This is a genomic window from Plantibacter sp. MDV22-iso1, from assembly GCF_058408345.1.
The window spans coordinates 1,545,739-1,562,557 of sequence record NZ_JBZVDY010000001.1; the positions used below are offsets into that span (position 1 = coordinate 1,545,739).

17 protein-coding genes are annotated in these 16,819 nt (G+C 68.1%); 4 read left to right on the forward strand and 13 right to left on the reverse strand.

What is annotated here, in order from left to right; genetic code table 11:
• Positions 1-52: 52 nt before the first annotated feature.
• From AC4PMY_RS07495 to AC4PMY_RS07525, 7 genes are all read right to left on the reverse strand, one after another.
• Positions 53-394, reverse strand: coding sequence for a hypothetical protein (locus AC4PMY_RS07495; RefSeq protein ID WP_231884324.1), 342 nt, complete (start codon positions 392-394; stop codon positions 53-55).
• Positions 394-696: a hypothetical protein gene (locus tag AC4PMY_RS07500; protein WP_064295078.1), complete on the reverse strand. Its 303-nt coding sequence runs from the start codon at positions 694-696 to the stop codon at positions 394-396. Before AC4PMY_RS07500 ends, AC4PMY_RS07495 begins: the two co-directional genes overlap by 1 nt.
• Positions 697-755: 59 nt before the next feature.
• Complete coding sequence (locus AC4PMY_RS07505) at positions 756-923, reverse strand: hypothetical protein (protein WP_197479036.1); 168 nt, start codon at positions 921-923, stop codon at positions 756-758.
• Between the two features lie 247 nt (positions 924-1,170).
• Positions 1,171-1,770 carry a hypothetical protein gene (locus AC4PMY_RS07510; protein WP_064295079.1) on the reverse strand — a complete coding sequence of 200 codons (600 nt, stop codon included), beginning with the start codon at positions 1,768-1,770 and terminating at the stop codon, positions 1,171-1,173.
• 35 nt (positions 1,771-1,805) lie between these two features.
• Positions 1,806-2,525, reverse strand: a complete 720-nt coding sequence (locus AC4PMY_RS07515) for a tyrosine-protein phosphatase (RefSeq protein ID WP_064295080.1) — start codon at positions 2,523-2,525, stop codon at positions 1,806-1,808.
• A gap of 45 nt (positions 2,526-2,570) precedes the next feature.
• Entirely contained in the window at positions 2,571-2,726 is a 156-nt protein-coding gene (locus AC4PMY_RS07520) for a hypothetical protein (RefSeq protein WP_175484395.1), read from the reverse strand.
• 47 nt (positions 2,727-2,773) lie between these two features.
• Complete coding sequence (locus tag AC4PMY_RS07525; RefSeq protein WP_491622341.1) at positions 2,774-3,883, reverse strand: fatty acid desaturase family protein; 1,110 nt, start codon at positions 3,881-3,883, stop codon at positions 2,774-2,776.
• 267 nt (positions 3,884-4,150) lie between these two features.
• On the opposite strand from AC4PMY_RS07525, the gene AC4PMY_RS07530 reads away from it, so the two are divergent.
• Both AC4PMY_RS07530 and AC4PMY_RS07535 read left to right on the forward strand, forming a co-directional pair.
• The gene (locus tag AC4PMY_RS07530; RefSeq protein WP_254773620.1) at positions 4,151-4,921 is read left to right on the forward strand and encodes a GAF and ANTAR domain-containing protein; all 771 of its coding nucleotides are present in this window, start codon (positions 4,151-4,153) and stop codon (positions 4,919-4,921) included.
• 114 nt (positions 4,922-5,035) lie between these two features.
• Positions 5,036-5,614 carry a TerD family protein gene (locus AC4PMY_RS07535; protein ID WP_064295082.1) on the forward strand — a complete coding sequence of 193 codons (579 nt, stop codon included), beginning with the start codon at positions 5,036-5,038 and terminating at the stop codon, positions 5,612-5,614.
• Positions 5,615-5,644: 30 nt separating this feature from the next.
• On the opposite strand, the gene AC4PMY_RS07540 is transcribed toward AC4PMY_RS07535, so the two are convergent.
• Positions 5,645-7,150: a SulP family inorganic anion transporter gene (locus tag AC4PMY_RS07540; protein ID WP_491622342.1), complete on the reverse strand. Its 1,506-nt coding sequence runs from the start codon at positions 7,148-7,150 to the stop codon at positions 5,645-5,647.
• A 212-nt stretch (positions 7,151-7,362) separates the two neighbouring features.
• Between AC4PMY_RS07540 and AC4PMY_RS07545 the strand changes: the two genes are divergently transcribed.
• The gene (locus AC4PMY_RS07545; RefSeq protein ID WP_064295101.1) at positions 7,363-7,716 is read left to right on the forward strand and encodes a MerR family transcriptional regulator; all 354 of its coding nucleotides are present in this window, start codon (positions 7,363-7,365) and stop codon (positions 7,714-7,716) included.
• Between the two features lie 12 nt (positions 7,717-7,728).
• On the opposite strand, the gene AC4PMY_RS07550 is transcribed toward AC4PMY_RS07545, so the two are convergent.
• On the reverse strand, positions 7,729-8,223 hold the full coding sequence (locus tag AC4PMY_RS07550; protein ID WP_064295084.1) for a MarR family winged helix-turn-helix transcriptional regulator: 495 nt from the start codon (positions 8,221-8,223) through the stop codon (positions 7,729-7,731).
• A gap of 91 nt (positions 8,224-8,314) precedes the next feature.
• Between AC4PMY_RS07550 and AC4PMY_RS07555 the strand changes: the two genes are divergently transcribed.
• The gene (locus tag AC4PMY_RS07555; RefSeq protein WP_491622343.1) at positions 8,315-9,247 is read left to right on the forward strand and encodes an NADP-dependent oxidoreductase; all 933 of its coding nucleotides are present in this window, start codon (positions 8,315-8,317) and stop codon (positions 9,245-9,247) included.
• Positions 9,248-9,337: 90 nt separating this feature from the next.
• On the opposite strand, the gene AC4PMY_RS07560 is transcribed toward AC4PMY_RS07555, so the two are convergent.
• The 4 genes from AC4PMY_RS07560 to AC4PMY_RS07575 form a co-directional block, all read right to left on the reverse strand.
• The gene (locus tag AC4PMY_RS07560; RefSeq protein WP_491622344.1) at positions 9,338-12,949 is read right to left on the reverse strand and encodes a family 43 glycosylhydrolase; all 3,612 of its coding nucleotides are present in this window, start codon (positions 12,947-12,949) and stop codon (positions 9,338-9,340) included.
• A 74-nt stretch (positions 12,950-13,023) separates the two neighbouring features.
• Positions 13,024-14,067, reverse strand: coding sequence for an ABC transporter permease (locus tag AC4PMY_RS07565; RefSeq protein WP_082916009.1), 1,044 nt, complete (start codon positions 14,065-14,067; stop codon positions 13,024-13,026).
• Entirely contained in the window at positions 14,064-15,188 is a 1,125-nt protein-coding gene (locus AC4PMY_RS07570) for an ABC transporter permease (protein ID WP_139205435.1), read from the reverse strand. Before AC4PMY_RS07570 ends, AC4PMY_RS07565 begins: the two co-directional genes overlap by 4 nt.
• Positions 15,185-16,711 (reverse strand): sugar ABC transporter ATP-binding protein, encoded by a 1,527-nt coding sequence (locus AC4PMY_RS07575; RefSeq protein ID WP_491622345.1) that lies wholly within the window; start codon positions 16,709-16,711, stop codon positions 15,185-15,187. Before AC4PMY_RS07575 ends, AC4PMY_RS07570 begins: the two co-directional genes overlap by 4 nt.
• Positions 16,712-16,819 lie beyond the last annotated feature (108 nt).

The following is a 16,819-nucleotide window of genomic DNA, read 5'->3' on the forward strand; positions in this document are numbered from 1 at the left end:
GGAGTCGTCTCCCAAAGGCCGATACCGGTTCTCCGGCACGGCGGCTCGGCCCTCACCGGCCGAGATTGACGATGGCCCGCTGATAGGCGTCGAGGTTCGCACGCCGCCCGACGGCGACAGCCTCGATGGCGACGGCGTGGATCTCGTCCGGCGTGTAGCGGTAGACGAGTCGGTACCTCGGCTTTCCGGATCCGTCCGGGTCGAAGTAGAGCTTGCGACAGTCATCCAGGTCCCCGGTGCCGACCCGCGAGTCGAGCTTCACGCCCGCGATCTTCCCGTCCCGGATGAGGACGAGCATGTCCAGCGCCATCTTCTTCGTGGCGAGGTCCGGGAGCGCGTCGATGTCTTGCTGAAAGCCCGGGAGAAGAGCGGTCAGCTTGAGGGACGCCGCCATCAGCGGTAGTCGTCAGGATTGAGGCCGAGACCGAGAGCGACATCAGCCAGGGACCCCGACCCACCGCCGGCAGCGCGCTCGCGCACCAAGTGTGCGATCTCGATGTCTTCGATCACAGGCAGCAACTCCGTGTAGAGCTCAAACGGGATGACGACGCCCTCGGCACGACGGTGACCGCCGAACACCATGGGCTGCGCCATCACACCCTCGGAGCGGAACCTGCGCAACGCGTTCGGCAACTCGGTACGCGCTTCAGACGTGGGCAGCACCGGCTGGATTGGCATCGCGGAAGAGATCGACATGGCGCAAGTGTACCAACTTCTCGTCCTGAAAGTCGTACGACTTTGAGGACATCTGTGGGCTAGCGCTTGCTCCCAGCACGCTGGACGGCTCCGAACGGGATTGTCCCGACGATGAGGACGAGGCCGATGATCCCGAGCCAGAACAGCCCCTTCAGCACGAACCCGACGATAGAGAGGACCGCCCAAAGGACGAGGAGGACGACGATGACGACGGCGAACTTCTGCACGGGTATGGGGTTCCTGTTCCGGTGGTGAGGTAGCTGGCGCGATCGGATGATAATCGGGCAGCACCATAGCAGGACCGCCTCTGTGCCCGTCGGCGGTCTGGGCAGGAGGAGCCGACGCAGGCGCAGTCGGGCACGACGACGCCGATCCCCTGGGACGACGAGCCGTAAGGCGGGCCAGCGCGCGTGCCTGGGCGCGGACCGGGAATCGCCCTCATGAGGACTGTCCGCTCACGCTCGTCCGGCCCGGTCACCCCTGCTCGGGAGGAGACCACCAGGACGAGCCGGCTTCGACGGGCGCGGGCCCAGCCACGGCGGCCAGCGCTCGCAAGTACTGGTCACCCATGCGGACGAGGGTGATGGTCCGGAGTCGATAGCCCAGTGGGCCGGCGTGCCACGTCGCATCAGGTCGAACCTCGAGCAGATACAACCAGCGACGTCTCAGTTCGTCGGGCACACCGACCCACAGAAGGTCGGGTTTGTTCCGGCGTTCGAGGGCGCAGAGAACTCCCTCCGTGAGGAACGACCGCAACATGCCGCGGGTCGAGTCCAGATCGGGCGTCGGCCGACCTGGCGGAGGGTTCACGGGCCACTCGGGTCGAGTTTCGGAGAAACGGCGTTGGAACGATCGATCGAACCGGACGCGGGCGATCTCACGGACGCGGATGACCGTGTAGCCGTCGAAGAAACCACCTGCGGCTATCGGTGCGACGAGCACCCACTTGTGACCGATGGCGACGACGAACCCATCGAGCGTCTCGTCCGGGGCGGACACCCGGTTCAGCTTCACGATCGTGGAGGTCTGCTGGGCGAGACCGAGCCGCTTCAGGATCTTTGAGCGCGTCTGCATGGCTCATTCTCCCGCGATGAGCCGGGCATCGGCCGTCACGGGAGCAACAGCAGACGCAATTCCCCTCGGGCCGTCTCGTCGACGCCGAGTGTTTCGAAGACCCCGTCCGCGTCGGCGACGAAGGCTCGCACGTGCGGCGTCACGTCGTCGAGGAAGGCGTCGGCCTGCTCCGACGTCCACGACGCCTGGCGGTCGTGGGTCGGGCCGCCGTGGGGCGCCGTTCCGGCCATGGCACGCACCGATGCCGCGTAGTCGTCGACGATGGCCTCATCGGGGACGCCGACGTTGGCGAGCAGCAGCGCGCTGATCATGCCGGTGCGGTCCCTGCCGGCTGCGCAGTGCACCAGGATCCCGGGTTCGGACGATGCGACCGCTTCGAGCGCACCGCGGACGAGCTCCGGCAGGATACGCACATTGTGCGGCCAGTACTCCGGGGAGTCGAGGATCGGCAGGCACACCGCGCGGAACTCCGGATCGGTCTGATCCTCGGTCGGCGCGAGCGTGATCACCAGCTCGGCTGGAGGACGGACACCCGGGTCGGTTTCGCGCGCTCCGGTCTCATCAGCGCTGCGGAGATCGACCACGGACCGCAGCCCCCATCGCATCGCTACGTCCCACCCTGCAGCGGTGAGCAGCTCGCGTCGGGGACCCCGCGCGATCCGCCCGCGCGCCGTCAGGCCGGTGGACGACAGCGGGGTCGGCAGACCGCCGAGATCCCTGAGGTTGCGCAGGCCGTCCCAGTCCAGATTCCGCATCCGGCAGAGCGTACCCGAACCGTCCGGGCGGCTTCCGACTGCGAGCTAGCGCTTGCTGGCGGCGCGTCGGATGGCACCGAAGACGATCGTGCCGAGGAAGAGGACGATGCCGATGATCCCGAGCCACAGCAGACCCTTCAGCGCGAAGCCGACGATGGAGAGGATCGCCCAGATGACGAGGAGCACGATGATGATCTGCATGGCTTGGGTTCCTGATTCCGTGGAGTGATGGTGGTCGGTGAGGTGGCTCAGTGTATGCGGAGCTCGGCGACGAGCGGGCACGCGAACGGATCGCGAGCTCCGAGACCGACGCGGTTGAGGTAGCGGATGACGATCCCGTACGAGCGCAGCAGCGTGGTCTCGGCGTACGGGACGTCGAGTGCGGCGCAGTGGTCGCGGACCAGCCGTCGAGCCTCTTTGAGCGCGGGGCGCGGCATCGAGGGGAACAGGTGGTGCTCGACCTGGTAGTTCAGGCCGCCCATGAGGAACGACACCCACCATCCGCCGGCCACGTTCCGCGACGTCAGGACCTGCCGGGAGAAGAAGTCGACGTTCGCGTCATTGGCGATCGTCGGCATCCCCTTGTGGTTCGGGGCGAAGGAGGCACCCATCATGACGCCGAACACCGCGAGCTGCACACCGAGGAACGCGCACGCCATGCCGAACGGCAGGAACCAGAACACGACCGTGAGGATGATCCCGAAGCGTGCGACGAGCATCACTCCCTCGACCACCCGGTCGCGCACGCCGGCCCGCGTCCCGACACCGCTGACGACGGAGCGGATCGCGAGCCAGTGCAGGTTGAGGCCTTCGAGGGTGAGGAGGGGGAAGAACAACCAACCCTGGTGACGGTAGAAGATCCTCGCCGCCCGGTTCCGCACCGTGTCGACGTCCTCCGGCAGGAAGCGGATCGTGTCGGGCTCGATGTCGGGGTCCTTCCCCACGGTGTTCGGATTGCCGTGATGGCGCGTGTGCTTGTTCATCCACCACGAGTAGCTCAACCCCACCAGGAAGGTGCCGAGGAATCGGCCCGCCCGGTCGTTCCAGGCACGGGACTCGAACACCTGCCGATGCGCGGCCTCGTGCGACAGGAAGGCGAACTGCGTGAACAGCACGCCCAGAGCGGCCGCGACCAACAGCTGCAGCCAGGAGTCACCGAGGAACGCGAAGGCGACCCAGCAGCCGGCGGTGGCGAGCACCAGGACGGCGAACAGCGTCCAGTAGAAGCCGTGGCGTCGTCGGAGCAGACCGGCCGACTTCACTTCGGCGAGGATCGCGGAGTAGCTCGAGGTGCCACCAGTCCGGGGTCTCCCGCTGGGGCCGGTCTTCCGGAACCCGCTGCTGCGTTCGACCGTCATCGGACGCCCTCCGCCGGCGGGACGGGCGTTCTGGTCGACCGATCGGGTCGCCGAGAACGCACGAGAGGAAGGCCGACGGGGTGCGTGCTCATGAGGCTCCTGGGCATCATCAGAAAGGACGAACAATCCGGCAACCAGGGTCTGGGGCAGCGCTCGTTCAGCGTAGAACGGTCTCGCGACCCGGCGCAAATCCTCGCGAGCGCGTCTCGACGGCGGCGGTCATGGACGGCCTCCGGCCTCGGTTACGGTTGATCCGCAGATCAACAGATGGGGACTGACACCGCCATGGACGACACGCGCGAAGCACGGCTCATCGAGACGTTCGTGACTCTCACCGACAGCCTCGTCGCCGACTACGACGTCGTCGACGTGCTGCAGACACTGGTCGACCGGGCGGTCGAGCTGTTCGACGCTGCCGCCGGGGCCATCCATCTGGCCGACCGCGACGACCTCCTGCAGGTCGTCGCGTCCACGAGCGAGCGGAGCGAGTTCATCGGCCTCATGCAGCTCAACGCAGGAGAGGGGCCCTGCATCGCTGCGGTGACGAGCGGTCTCCTGGTGACGGCGGAGAGCGCTGACGAGCTGCGCGAGCACTGGCCGAGGTTCGCGGAAGCGTCACAGGAACGCGGATACGCGGGCGTCCACGCGATCCCCATGCGGCTCCGCGACACGATCGTCGGGTCTCTGAATCTGTTCCGCGAGACCGAGGGCGCCCTCAACGGCGCCGACGCCCGCGCCGCCCAGGCGCTGGCCGATGTCGCGACGATCAGCCTCCTGCAGCAGCGGACGATCGAGAACGCGACGCTCGCCACCGAGCAACTCCAGCGCGCGCTCGACAGCCGGGTCGCCATCGAGCAGGCGAAGGGGTATCTGGCGCGGGCGGCGGGTGTCGACATGGACACGGCCTTCGGGATGATCCGGCAGTACGCACGCACCCGCCAGCGGCGGCTCGGTGACGTCGCCGCAGCGGTCGCCCGCGAGGAGCTGCCACTCGACGAAGTCACAGCGGCCGACTCCACCAAGGCGGACGGCGACTGATCACCGCTGCGGCCGTGGGGGCTGGCGGATCCTCCACAACCCACTCCAAACTCAGCCGGAACAGGGCAGGATGGAGGTTCGAACATCACCGAGCACTCTCGAAGGAACACACCCATGGCAGGCCTCAGCCTCTCCAAAGGCAACAACCTCTCGCTCACGAAGACCAGCCCAGGGCTGACCATCGCCACGGTCGGTCTCGGGTGGGACCCGCGCACCACCGTCGGCGTCGCGTTCGACCTCGACGCCTCCGCCATCCTCGTCGCCGAGAACGGCAAGATCCGAACCCCTGCGGACTTCATCTTCTACAACCAGATGTCGACGCCCGACGGCTCGGTCGTGCACCAGGGCGACAACCGCACCGGCGAGGGTGACGGCGACGACGAGCAGATCACGATCGACCTCCGCGCTGTGGAGCCCGACGTCTCGCGCATCGTCATCGCGGTCTCGATCCACGACGCCGACAACCGCCGCCAGAACTTCGGCCAGGTCCGCGACGCCTTCTGCCGGGTCATGGACCAGGATCAGCAGGAGATCGTCCGCTACGACCTCACCGAGGACGCCTCCCAGGAGACGGCGATGCTGTTCGCCGAGATCTACCGGTACAACTCGGAGTGGAAGTTCCGTGCCGTCGGCCAGGGCTACACCACCGGCCTGGCCGGCATCGCGGGCGACTTCGGCGTCCCGCTCGACTGACTCGGACGCAGGAGCCGGCGCGACCGGCGGTCAGTGACCGCCGGTCAGCTTGCCGGCCAGCCGGGCGTGTATCCGCGTGCTCGCGTCGTTCATCCCCTCGATGACGACCCGCTTCCCGCGACGCTCGTACTTCGTGGTGATCGCGTCGAGGGCGGCGACGGTCGACGCGTCCCAGACGTGCGACTGCGAGAGGTCGATGACGATCCGCTCCGGGTCGTCGGCGTAGGCGAACTGCGTCGTGAGGTCGTTGCTGGAGGCGAAGAACAGCTCCCCGGTCACGGTGTACCGGGCGGTGGGCGTCGCTGCGGACAGGTCGACCGTGCGTTCGACGGTGGCGAGGTGGGCGACCCGCCTTGCGAACACGACCATCGCGGCGATCACACCGATGACGACACCGATCGCGAGGTTGTGCGTCAGGACCACCACGACGACCGTGGCCACCATGACGACCGTCTCACCGAGGGGCATGGCGCGCAGGGTCCTCGGGTTGACACTGTGCCAGTCGAAGGTCGCGACGGACACCATGATCATCACCGCGACGAGCGCGGCCATGGGGATCACCGCGACCACGTCGCCCAGCGCGACGACCAGGACCAGCAGGAACACCCCGGCGAGGAAGGTCGAGATCCGCGTTCGCGCGCCCGAGGCCTTCACGTTGATCATGGTCTGGCCGATCATCGCGCAGCCACCCATGCCACCGAAGAACCCCGAGAGCACGTTCGCGATCCCCTGGCCCAGAGACTCGCGGGTCTTGCCCGACGGGGTGTCGGTGACATCGTCGACGAGCTTGGCCGTCATGAGCGACTCGAGGAGCCCGACCAACGCCATCGCGGCCGCGTACGGCGCGATGATCGCGAACGTCTCCAGCGTGAACGGCACGTTCGGGATGAACAGGGTCGGCAGGCTGCGCGGCAGTTCGCCCTGGTCGCCGACGGTGGGCACGTTCAGTCCGGTGGCCACCGTCGCCGCGGTGATGAGCACGATCGCGACGAGCGGCGCCGGCACGACACTCGTGAGGCGGGGCATGACGACCATGACCACGATGCCGACCGCGACGAGCGGGTACACGAGCCCCGGCACGCCGATGAGGTTCGGCAGCTGGGCGGTGAAGATCAGGATCGCCAGTGCGTTGACGAACCCGACCATGACGCTCCGCGGGATGAAGCGCATGAGCTTCGCGACGCCGAGGAGACCGAGGATCACCTGGAAGACACCGCCGAGGATGACCGTGGCGATGAAGTAGTCGAGGCCGTGTTCGCGGGCGACCGGGGCGATGACCAGGGCGATCGCTCCCGTGGCCGCCGTGATCATCGCCGGGCGGCCGCCGAGGAAGGCGATCGCCACGGCCATGACGAACGAGGAGAACAGTCCGACCTGCGGGTCGACGCCCGCGATGATCGAGAAGGAGATCGCCTCCGGGATGAGCGCCATGGCGACGACGAGGCCCGCCAGCACCTCCCTGGTGAGGATGCGGGGGCTGCGGAGTGCGGAGAGGACGGTGGCGTCCGGTGTGGCGGTTTCGGGGCCGTTGGCCATGAGTGCTCCTGTCGGAGTCGGGGTCCTCAGCGCGAGGACCGGATGGGAATGTCTGGGTCCGGCGCTGCGGTGCGCACGCCACCGACCGCGCGGGGACGTCACGCGCGGGAGAATGGTGGGGAGATGCGGCCCGATCGGCCGCCATCGATAACTCTACCCTAACGTAAGGGTTGATTTGAAGTGAGGCGACCGTGACGAGCGAACCGACCACCATGCACATCGGCGAACTGGCCGAGCGCACCGGACTCTCGCTCCGCACGCTGCGGCACTACGACGACGTCGGTCTGGTCTCGGCCTCAGCGCGCACCGAGGGCGGCTTCCGCTTGTACACGCAGGACGACTACGACCGCCTCATCCTCATCCGGCGCATGAAACCACTCGGCTTCTCCCTCGAGGAGATGGCAGAGCTCCTCCGGGTGATCGACGCCATGGACACCGCACCCGACGACGACACCCGCGCGATCCTCGACGGCTTCATCACCGACGCGGCCGAGCGTCGCACCAAGCTGCAGCAACAACTCGCGATGGCGGACGAGTTCGTGTCACTCCTCGAAGCCCGCCGCTGACGACAGCTGCGATCACGCCTTCCGACGGCGACCCGCCGAGCGTGGCGGAGCCGCCCGGAGGCGCTCGCTGACCCGCCCGAGGATGCGGGCGAGCTCGCTGACGTCGTCGTCGTCGAGCGGCGCGAAGAGCAGGTCCCTGACGGCCTGGATGTGGCCGGGGAACACCGTGGCGAGCACGTCCCGGCCGGCCGTCGTGATCGCCACGACCGTGCTGCGTTCGTCGTCCGGTGACGGCGAGCGGGTGATGAGTCCCCGCTGGTCGAGCAACTGCGCCTGGTAGGTGAGCCCACTACGGCTGTAGACCACGCCATCCGCGAGATCCGTCATGCGCAGGTGACCGTCCGGCGCATCACCGAGGCGCGCCAGCAACTGGAACTGGACGTAGCTCAACTCCCCCGCCTCGCGGAGCTGCTGCTCGACCGCCGGACGCAGGAGGCTGCTCACCTCGGTGAACGCGAAGTAGGCGCCGAGTTCGGTCGGAGTGAGGGATACAGGCGTTTCGGTCATGCGTCCATTCTAGGTGTTGCTTCGAGTTCGAAGCAGTGTTATCGTCATGCCAGTTGCTTCAAATTCGAAGCACTTAACGAAGGAGAGCATCATGCAGGCAGTCCAGTTCCACGAGGTCGGCGGACCCGAGGTCCTCCACTACGGCGACATCGAGCAGCCGACTCCGGCCCTCGGACAGGTACGCGTCCGCGTCGCAGCGTCGGCGTTCAACGCGGCCGACAACGGCATGCGGGCCGGGTTCCTGCCGATCCCGGTCCAGCTCCCCCACGTCCCCGGGTACGACGTGTCGGGCACGATCGACGCGCTCGGTGAGGGCGTCGAGGGACTCTCCGTCGGCGACGCGGTCATCGGCTTCCTCCCGATGGAGCTCGACGGCGGTGCGGCCGAGTACGTCGTCGCACCGGCGGAGGCCGTCGTCGCAGCACCGACGACCATCCCGCTCGCGGACGCCGCCGCCCTCCCCTCGGTCGCCCTGACCGCCTGGCAGGCGCTGTTCGACGACGGCGGTCTCGAGTCGGGTCAGCGCGTCCTGATCGTCGGCGCCGGCGGGGTCGTCGGCAAGTACGCGATCCGACTCGCCAAGCGCGCCGGGGTGCACGTCATCGCGACGGCCAGCCCGCGGAGTGAGGCGGCGGTGCGGGCCGCCGGAGCGGACGAGGTCGTGGACCACACGGCGTCCGACCTCCTCGGTGCGGTGTCGGCACCCGTCGACGTCCTCCTCAACCTCGCGCCGATCGACCACGAGCAGTTCGAGGCGCTCGTCGGGCTCGTCCACGACGGCGGTGCGGTAGTGAGCACCACCGCGTGGATGCCGACGCCCGGGGACGAGGCACGGCAGGTCCGCGCGGCGACGGTCTTCGTGCTGCCGAACCGCGACCGCCTGTCGACCCTCGTGTCGCTCGTCGACGAGGGATCGCTGACGGTCGAGGTGACGCGACGGATCCCGCTCGCCGAACTGCCCGCGCTCCACGCCGAAGCCGCTGCCGGCCGGATCGCCGGCAAGGTCATCGTCCTGCCGGCATGATCAGCCCGGTTCGTCGCGACCGGACAGGCGGCGATCCCGCCCGAGGTGACGATGGTCACCCCGGACGGGATCGGTGCTGGCGGGCGCGGGCTACGACGCGACGCGTCGGCGACGGACGACCAGCCACGCACCGGCGGCGAGGAGCAGCCCGGCCAGGCCGACGAATCCGACGACCGAGACACCGGTGGTCGAGAGCGCACCAGGACCGGAGCCCGCGGCGCCCGGAGCCGCGGCATCCGCTGCCAGGACGGTCAGCGCCGCCTCGGCCGTGATGCCCGAGTCCGCACCCAGCGCCTGCAGCGTGTGTGCACCCGGCACCACGGAAGCGGGCACCGTGAGCGTCGCCACGAACGCACCCGAAGCGTCCGCGACGACGGTCCCGAGGTCGGTCGGGGTGGAGAACAGGGTGAACCGCACCTGCTCCCCCGCGGCGAAGCCGGACCCGGACACCGAGAACGACTCGCCCACCCGCACTGACGGCTGGTCGATCGTCAGCGTGCCCTCGGCACCGGGGACCGCGATCCGCTGCGGGCCGACGCTCTCGAGGGTCGGGACGACCGGGTTCATGAGGCCCGTCTCCGGGTCGAACGTCAGTCGGTCGATCGTCGTCTCGCGGTGCTGGCCGTCACCACCCGGGATGGCGAACCGGTGGTAGACGATGTACCAGTCGTCGGTGCCCGGCACGTTGAGGATCGAGCTGTGACCGGTGGCGAGGATGCCGAGTTCGGGTTTCTTCTGCAGGATCACACCGCGGTACGTCCACGGGCCGTCCACACTCGTCGCCGTCGCGTACCCGACCCGATAGTTCTCCGAACCGGTGTCGTCGATCGAGTACGTCAGGTGGTAGATCCCGTCCCGGTAGTTGACGAAGGCACCTTCGCGGAAGTCGGTCAGGCCGTCGATGCGCTTGAGCGTGTCGGCCTTGATCGACAGCATGTCGTCGGACAGCTCCGCGTACACCGGCGAACCGTTGCCCCAGAACAGGTAGCTCTTCCCCGTCTCCGGGTCGGTGAACGTGGCCGGGTCGATCGCCTGTCCCGAGGTCACCGCTTCGTCGTTGAGGATCATCGCGTTCGGCTGAGCCGTGAACGGACCGGCCGGACTGTCCGCGACGGCGACGCCGATGGTCTTCCGGTCGACCGAGGGGTTGTGGCCACTGAAGTAGAAGAAGAACTTGCCGTCCTTCTCGCCGATCGTCGGCGCCCAGGCGTTGCCGGTCGCCCACGGCACGTTCCCGTTCGCGCCGTCGAGCGTGAGGATCGGCTCCGCCGAACGCTCCCAGTCGACGAGGTTTTTCGACGACCAGACGTAGAACTCCTTGCCACCCCAACCGGCGAAGCCGTCGGTGGTCGCGTAGATGTAATAGGTGTCGCCCCAGACGAAGACGTTCGGGTCGGCGTAGAGACCGGGGATGACCGGGCTCTTCATCTCGACCGCCCGCATCGTCCACGTCACGGCCTCACCCGAGGTCGGCGTCAACGTCACGGTCACGGGGCTGCTGAGGTCGACGGCGGTCCCCGAGGCGGGGCTAGCCGTGACACCGGCCGCGGTCGTGAAGGTCGGGCTCAAGGCGGTGCGGTCCGTTCCGGGCTGAACCGGGAAGACGACCTCGTGGCGGTCGTCGTCGACGATCGGGGCGGTCTTCAACACGTCCTCCTCGAGGCCGATGTCGGTCAGTGCCGCGGTGTTCCCGGAGCCGGCGAGCACCTCGTCCGCCGAGAGGGCGCGGTTGTAGATCGCGAACTCGCGGAACGCGCCCTTCAGCCGGTTGTCGGCGTCGTAGTTCGAACGGCCCAGGTAGTTGGCGCTCGTCCACCCGCCGCCGATGTCGCCCGGATCCGCCGTCACGGTCCCGGTGCCGACGGCGATGCCGTCGAGGTAGATCGTTGCCGTGGTGCCCTGCAACGTGTACGTCAGCTTCGCCCAGCGACCGCGCGTCAGGTCCTTGCCCTGCGACACCGTCTGCTCCGTGCTCCAGTTGCCGGTCGCGAGACTCGTCCGGTACGCGTTGCCGGTGCTGAACAGGTAGCCGTCGCCGGCGCCACCGGTGGTGTTGCCGAGCCCGTAGATGAAGTACGGGTTGGCCTGCGTCGGGTCGATCCAGACCTCCGCCTCCACCGTGACGTCGGTCACCCCGGCGAGCAGGTCGTCGGGCAGCTTGACGTAGTCGTCGCCACCGTCGAGCTGCAGCGCACCGTCGGAGAAGGTCGCACCGCCTTCGACCGTCGCGTCGAGGCCGTTGCCGGACACGTCGCTGAGCGTCGAGCCTGCGGAGCCGGCGAAGTCGTAGCGGACGATCTCACCGTCCTCGTTCGCGGGCACCGGCTCGGGTGCTCCGCCGAGGCTGTCCTCGAGCAGTTGCAGCTCTGCGGCCGTCACCGGGAGCACCGTGCCGTGGCGCGGGCTCGCGGGCAGGTCGTAGTCCTTCGCGACCTGCCAGTCCGGGTTCGCGATGTCCTCGGTCTCGAGCGGGATGTAGCCGCGTCCGCCGTACTCGTCGACGAAGAGGTAGAACTTGTCACCGTTGACGTCGCCCGGGTTGGCGGCGAACGCCGTCGGCCCTTCGACCGCGCTGGTGCCGGCGTCGCGACCGATGCAGGTGTCGAGCACCGTCCAGGACTCGAGCGTGGCCCGCAGGTCCGTCGAGGACTCCTGGATGATGTCGGCGCACCCGGTGCCACCGGCACCCTCGTCCTTGGTGAAGCGGTAGTAGGTGTCGCTCGACTTGATCACCGTGGAGTCGATCCGCGAGACGCCCTGGTCCTGCCAGACCTGCGGCTCGCTGAACGTCGTGAAGTCGCGGGTGGTCGCGTACATCATGCGGTGGTAGCTGTTCCCGGTGTGGTCCGGGTCGTCGGCGCCGTAGAGCGACGAAGCCCAGAAGACCACGTACGCGCCGATGGTGTCGTCGTAGTACGCCTCGGGTGCCCAGGTGTTGCCCGCGTTCTCCGGTGCGACCTCGATGTGCCGCTGATCGGACCAGGTCACGAGGTCGTGGGACTCCCACACCTCGAGGTAGTGGCTGCCCGTGCGGACGGAGTCTCCCCAGGACGTGCCGCTGCCGATCGAGAGGTCGGTGGCGATGAGGTAGAAGGTGTCGCCCTCGGGAGAGCGGATGAGGAACGGGTCGCGCAGCCCCTTCGTACCCTCGTCCGAGGTGAGGACCGGGCGTCCGGCGTTGAGTTCGTTCCAGTCGAGCGCGTTGTTGCCCTCGCTGGCGGCGAAGTAGATGTTCTCGCCGGCGAGCGAGTTGCCGGTGAAGTAGGCGAAGGCGTAGCCCTCGTAGTCGGGGGTCGCGATCGCGGCGCGGACGGTCGCGGTGAACTCGCGCGTCGCGGTCGCCTCGCCCTGACTGAGCGTGGCGGTCAGGGTGACGGTGGTGTCCGTGGCGGGCCGTGTCACGACACCGTCGGTGGCGATCACGGCGGGGTCCGATGACGCCCAGGCGATGTCGATCCCCTCGGGTGCTCCCGGCAGGGTCAGATTCCCGCGCACGTCGTCGACGTTCGCGATCGAGAGCGCCGCCGCGGCGGCGTCCAGGTCCTCCTGCGCCGTGGGGGCGGCTCGGAAGTTGGACTGGGAGGTCGCTGTCGGGGCGGTCCCCGGCGACACCGCTGCGGCGGCGCCGGAGGCACCGACGAGCGGCAGGATCAGGGCCGCGATGGAGGTCGCGACGACCGTTTTGAGGCGCAGTTGTCTCATGGGGGTTGGTTCTCCTGGTTCGGCGTCGTTGTCGAGCGGGATGGAACGGGTGGTGCGGTGGGGGTGTGCAGGCGTCAGGTCTTGCGTTTGCGCGAGACCACGAGTCGCTGGAGGAGGACGAAGACGAGCAGGATGCCGCCGGTGATGATGGTGGTCGCCTCCGGCGGGATGCTGCCGTCGCGGGTGATGAGCACGTTCATGAGGCCGAGGACGAGCGCGCCGACGACGGAGCCGAGGACGAAGCCTGCGCCTCCGGTCAGGAGCGTGCCGCCGATGATGACCGCTGCGATGGCGTCGAGCTCCCAGCCGACGCCCGTGATGTTCTGAGCGATGCCGAGCTTCGAGGTGTAGATGACGGCCGCGAGACCGGCCAACGTGCCACTGATCACGTAGACCATGAGCTTCGTGCGGACGACGGGCAGCCCCATGAGGAGCGCAGACTGCTCCGAGCCGCCGATCGCGTAGACGGTCCGGCCGAGGCGGGTCTTGTGGAGCACCACGAACGCCGCGGCGACGACGAGCAGGGCGATCAGGACGTTCGGGGTGGTGATGAGGTCGTTGATCTTCGGGCCGTCGATCACCTTCCACTCGGTGGAGAGCGAACGGATCGGCGAGTCGTCGGCGAGACGCTCCGGCGTGGTGCTGAGCATCGAGGCGAGACCGCGCCCGAGGAACATCATCGCGAGGGTGGCGATGAACGGTTGCACGTTGAAGTACTGCACGAGCACGCCCGAGAACACGCCGAACGCGGAGCCGATCAGGATCATGATCACCATGACCGCGATCGGGTTCCAGCCCGAGTTCGCGAGCATCACCCCGATCAGACTGCTGATGGCGATGATCGCACCGACGGAGAGGTCCACGCCGCCCGTGAGGATCACGAAGGTGAGTCCGACGGCGAGGATGATCAGGTACGCGTTGTTGATGAGCAGGTTCGAGATCGTGCTGGCCTGGACGATGCGTCCGTAGGCGATCTCGCCGTAGACGACCATGCCGATGAAGATGACGACGGCCGCCAGGGTGGGCAGGGTCTCGAGGTTGGGCGTCAGCCGGGACAGCAGCGAGCGCCGTGGGAGCACCGGAGCGTCGGGCGTCGGTCGGTCGGTGAGGGTGCTCATGCTGACACCGTTTCCTTTCGCGTGGGGACCGACGCCGTGGGCGTCGTCCGGGACTTCCGCCGGGCGAACAGGGCTCTCACGCGCTGTGACTGGAGGAGGCAGATGATCACGATCACGACGGCCTTGAACGCCGGCGTCGCCGAGGAGGGGATGGAGAGGAACACGATCGTCTTGTCGAGGGTCGCGATGAGGAGCGCGCCGATCACGCTGCCGGTGAGCGAGAACTTGCCGCCGGCGAGCGAAGTGCCGCCGATGACGACCGCGAGGATGGCGTCCATCTCCGCGTTCAACCCGGTCTTCGCCACCTCGACCGTCATGACGCTGGCGGTGCTGAAGATCCCGGCGACACCCGCGAGGACGGCGCTCACGATGTAGACGGCGATGAGGATGCCGATGGGGCGGATACCCGCCATCCGGGCGGCGCGCGGGTTGATGCCGATGGACTCGATCATCAGGCCGAGCGCGGTGCGCCGGACGAGGAACGCGACGATCGCGACGATGACACCGGCGATGATGAAGACGACGGGGAATCCGAACACGGTGCCGTTCGCGAGCCAGCGGAAGGGCTCGTTCGTGGCGGAGGTGTTCTGCCCCGAGGTGATGACCTTCGCGAGGCCTCGACCGGCGAGCATCGTGATCAGCGTGGTGATGAACGGCTGCAGGCCGACGATCGAGACGAGCACCCCGTTGACCGTGCCGAGGAAGGCGCTCACGGCGAGCGCGAGCAGCGCTGCGACGATGGCCGAACCCGCGTCGCCGCCGCTCTGGTTGCTCATGAACTCCATCGACACGGCGCCGGAGACGGCCATGACGGAACCGACCGAGAGGTCGATGCCGCGGGTGGCGATCACGAGCGTCATTCCGACCGCGATCATCATGATCGGGGCGCTCGCTCGCAGGATGTCGATCGGGTTGCCCGACAGGTTGCCGGTCGTGCCGTTGACGGAGACGCCGAGGTAGCCGGGGTCCTTGACGAGGTTGATGACGAGCAGGAGCAGCAGGGTCACGATCGCCCAGATGTAGGGCTGGTGGACGATGGTGCTGACGACGCCGCGGGCCGAGCCCTGGCCGCCGCGTGCGGAGGAACCGGAACGGGCCGGCCCCTGACTGGTGGCGCTCACGTGGCGCTCCCTTCGGTGGCGATCAGGTCGACGATGGTGTCTGCGGTGACCTCGGGTCCGTTGACGATCTCGCCGATCTTACGGTGGTCCTTCAGTACGACGATCCGCTCACTCAACCGCACGACCTCCTCGAGCTCGGAGGAGATGAACACGACGGACATCCCGTCCTCGGCGAGCGCGGCGATCGCCTCCTGGATCTCGGCCTTGGCGCCGACGTCGATGCCACGGGTCGGCTCGTCGAGCACGATGAGCTGGGGCTTCGTCGCCAACCATCGGCCGAGGAGCACCTTCTGCTGGTTGCCGCCGGAGAGGTTCTTGATGGGTCGTTCCGGGTCGGAGGGCCGGACGTTGAGTTCGAGCAGGTACTTGTCGCAGAGCTCGTTCTGCTCGCGGCGGGACAGCGGACGCGCCCAGCCCCTGCGGGCCTGGACGGCGAGGATGAGGTTCTCCCGTACGGTCAGGTCGCCGATGATGCCTTCGTCACGTCGGTTCTCCGTGGAGAAGGCGATCTGCTTCGACAGGCCGGCCATGGGCGTGTGGACCTCGGCGGTCGCGCCGTCGATCGTGACCGTGCCGGAGTCGGGACGGTCTGCACCGTAGATGAGCCGACCGAGCTCGGTACGGCCCGACCCGAGGAGCCCCGCGAGACCGACGACCTCGCCGGCGTGGACCTCGATGTCGACGGGGTCGATGGAGCCCTTCCGCCCGAGGTCCTTGGCGCTGTAGAACGCCGGGGTGTCGGCCGTGACGGTGCGGCCGCGGTTGGAGCCGAGGGCGGCGAGCGCGCCGTAGTCCTTACCGATCATCTTGGAGATGAGCTCGGTGCGGTTGAGGTCCGCGGTGCGGTACTCCCCGACGAACTCGCCGTTGCGGAGCACCGTGAGTCGGTCGCTGATCGCGTAGACCTGGTCGAGGAAGTGGGAGACGAAGAGGATCGCGACGCCCTGGTCGCGCAGTCGGCGCATGACCTGGAAGAGTCCTTCCACCTCGTTGGCGTCGAGGCTGGAGGTCGGCTCGTCGAGGATGAGCACTTTCGACTTGGTGACCATGGCCCGACTGATCGCGACGAGCTGTTGCAGCGCGAGCGAGATGCTCGAGAGCGGCTGCTTGGGGTCGATGTGCCCGAGGCCGAGCCCGACGAGCGCTTCATGTGCGGCTTCGTGGGTGCGGCGCCAGTTGATGCCGAAGGGACCGCGGACCTCGTGGCCGAGCATCACGTTCTCGCCGACGGTGAGGTTGTCGCAGAGGTTCACCTCCTGATAGACGGTCGAGATGCCGGCGCTCTGCGCGTCCGCCGTTCCGGAGAAGGAACGGGGGCCTCCGGCGACCCGGATCGTACCGGAGTCGATCTTGTACACCCCGGTGAGGGCCTTGATGAGCGTCGACTTGCCGGCGCCGTTCTCGCCCATGAGCGTGTGGACCTCGCCGGGGAAGAGGCGGAAGTCCACGTCTTGCAGGGCTTTGACGCCCGGGAACTCGATGGAGATGTGCTGCATCTCGACGATCGGCTCGGTGATTGCCATGTCTGCCTGGTCGTTCTGCCGGTCGATCCGGCGTCGTCGCCGGGGAGTCTGGTCCCCGGGAAGCGGGTGGGCGGTCGCCCGGCAGCGAGGGGGTGGCTGCCGGGCGAC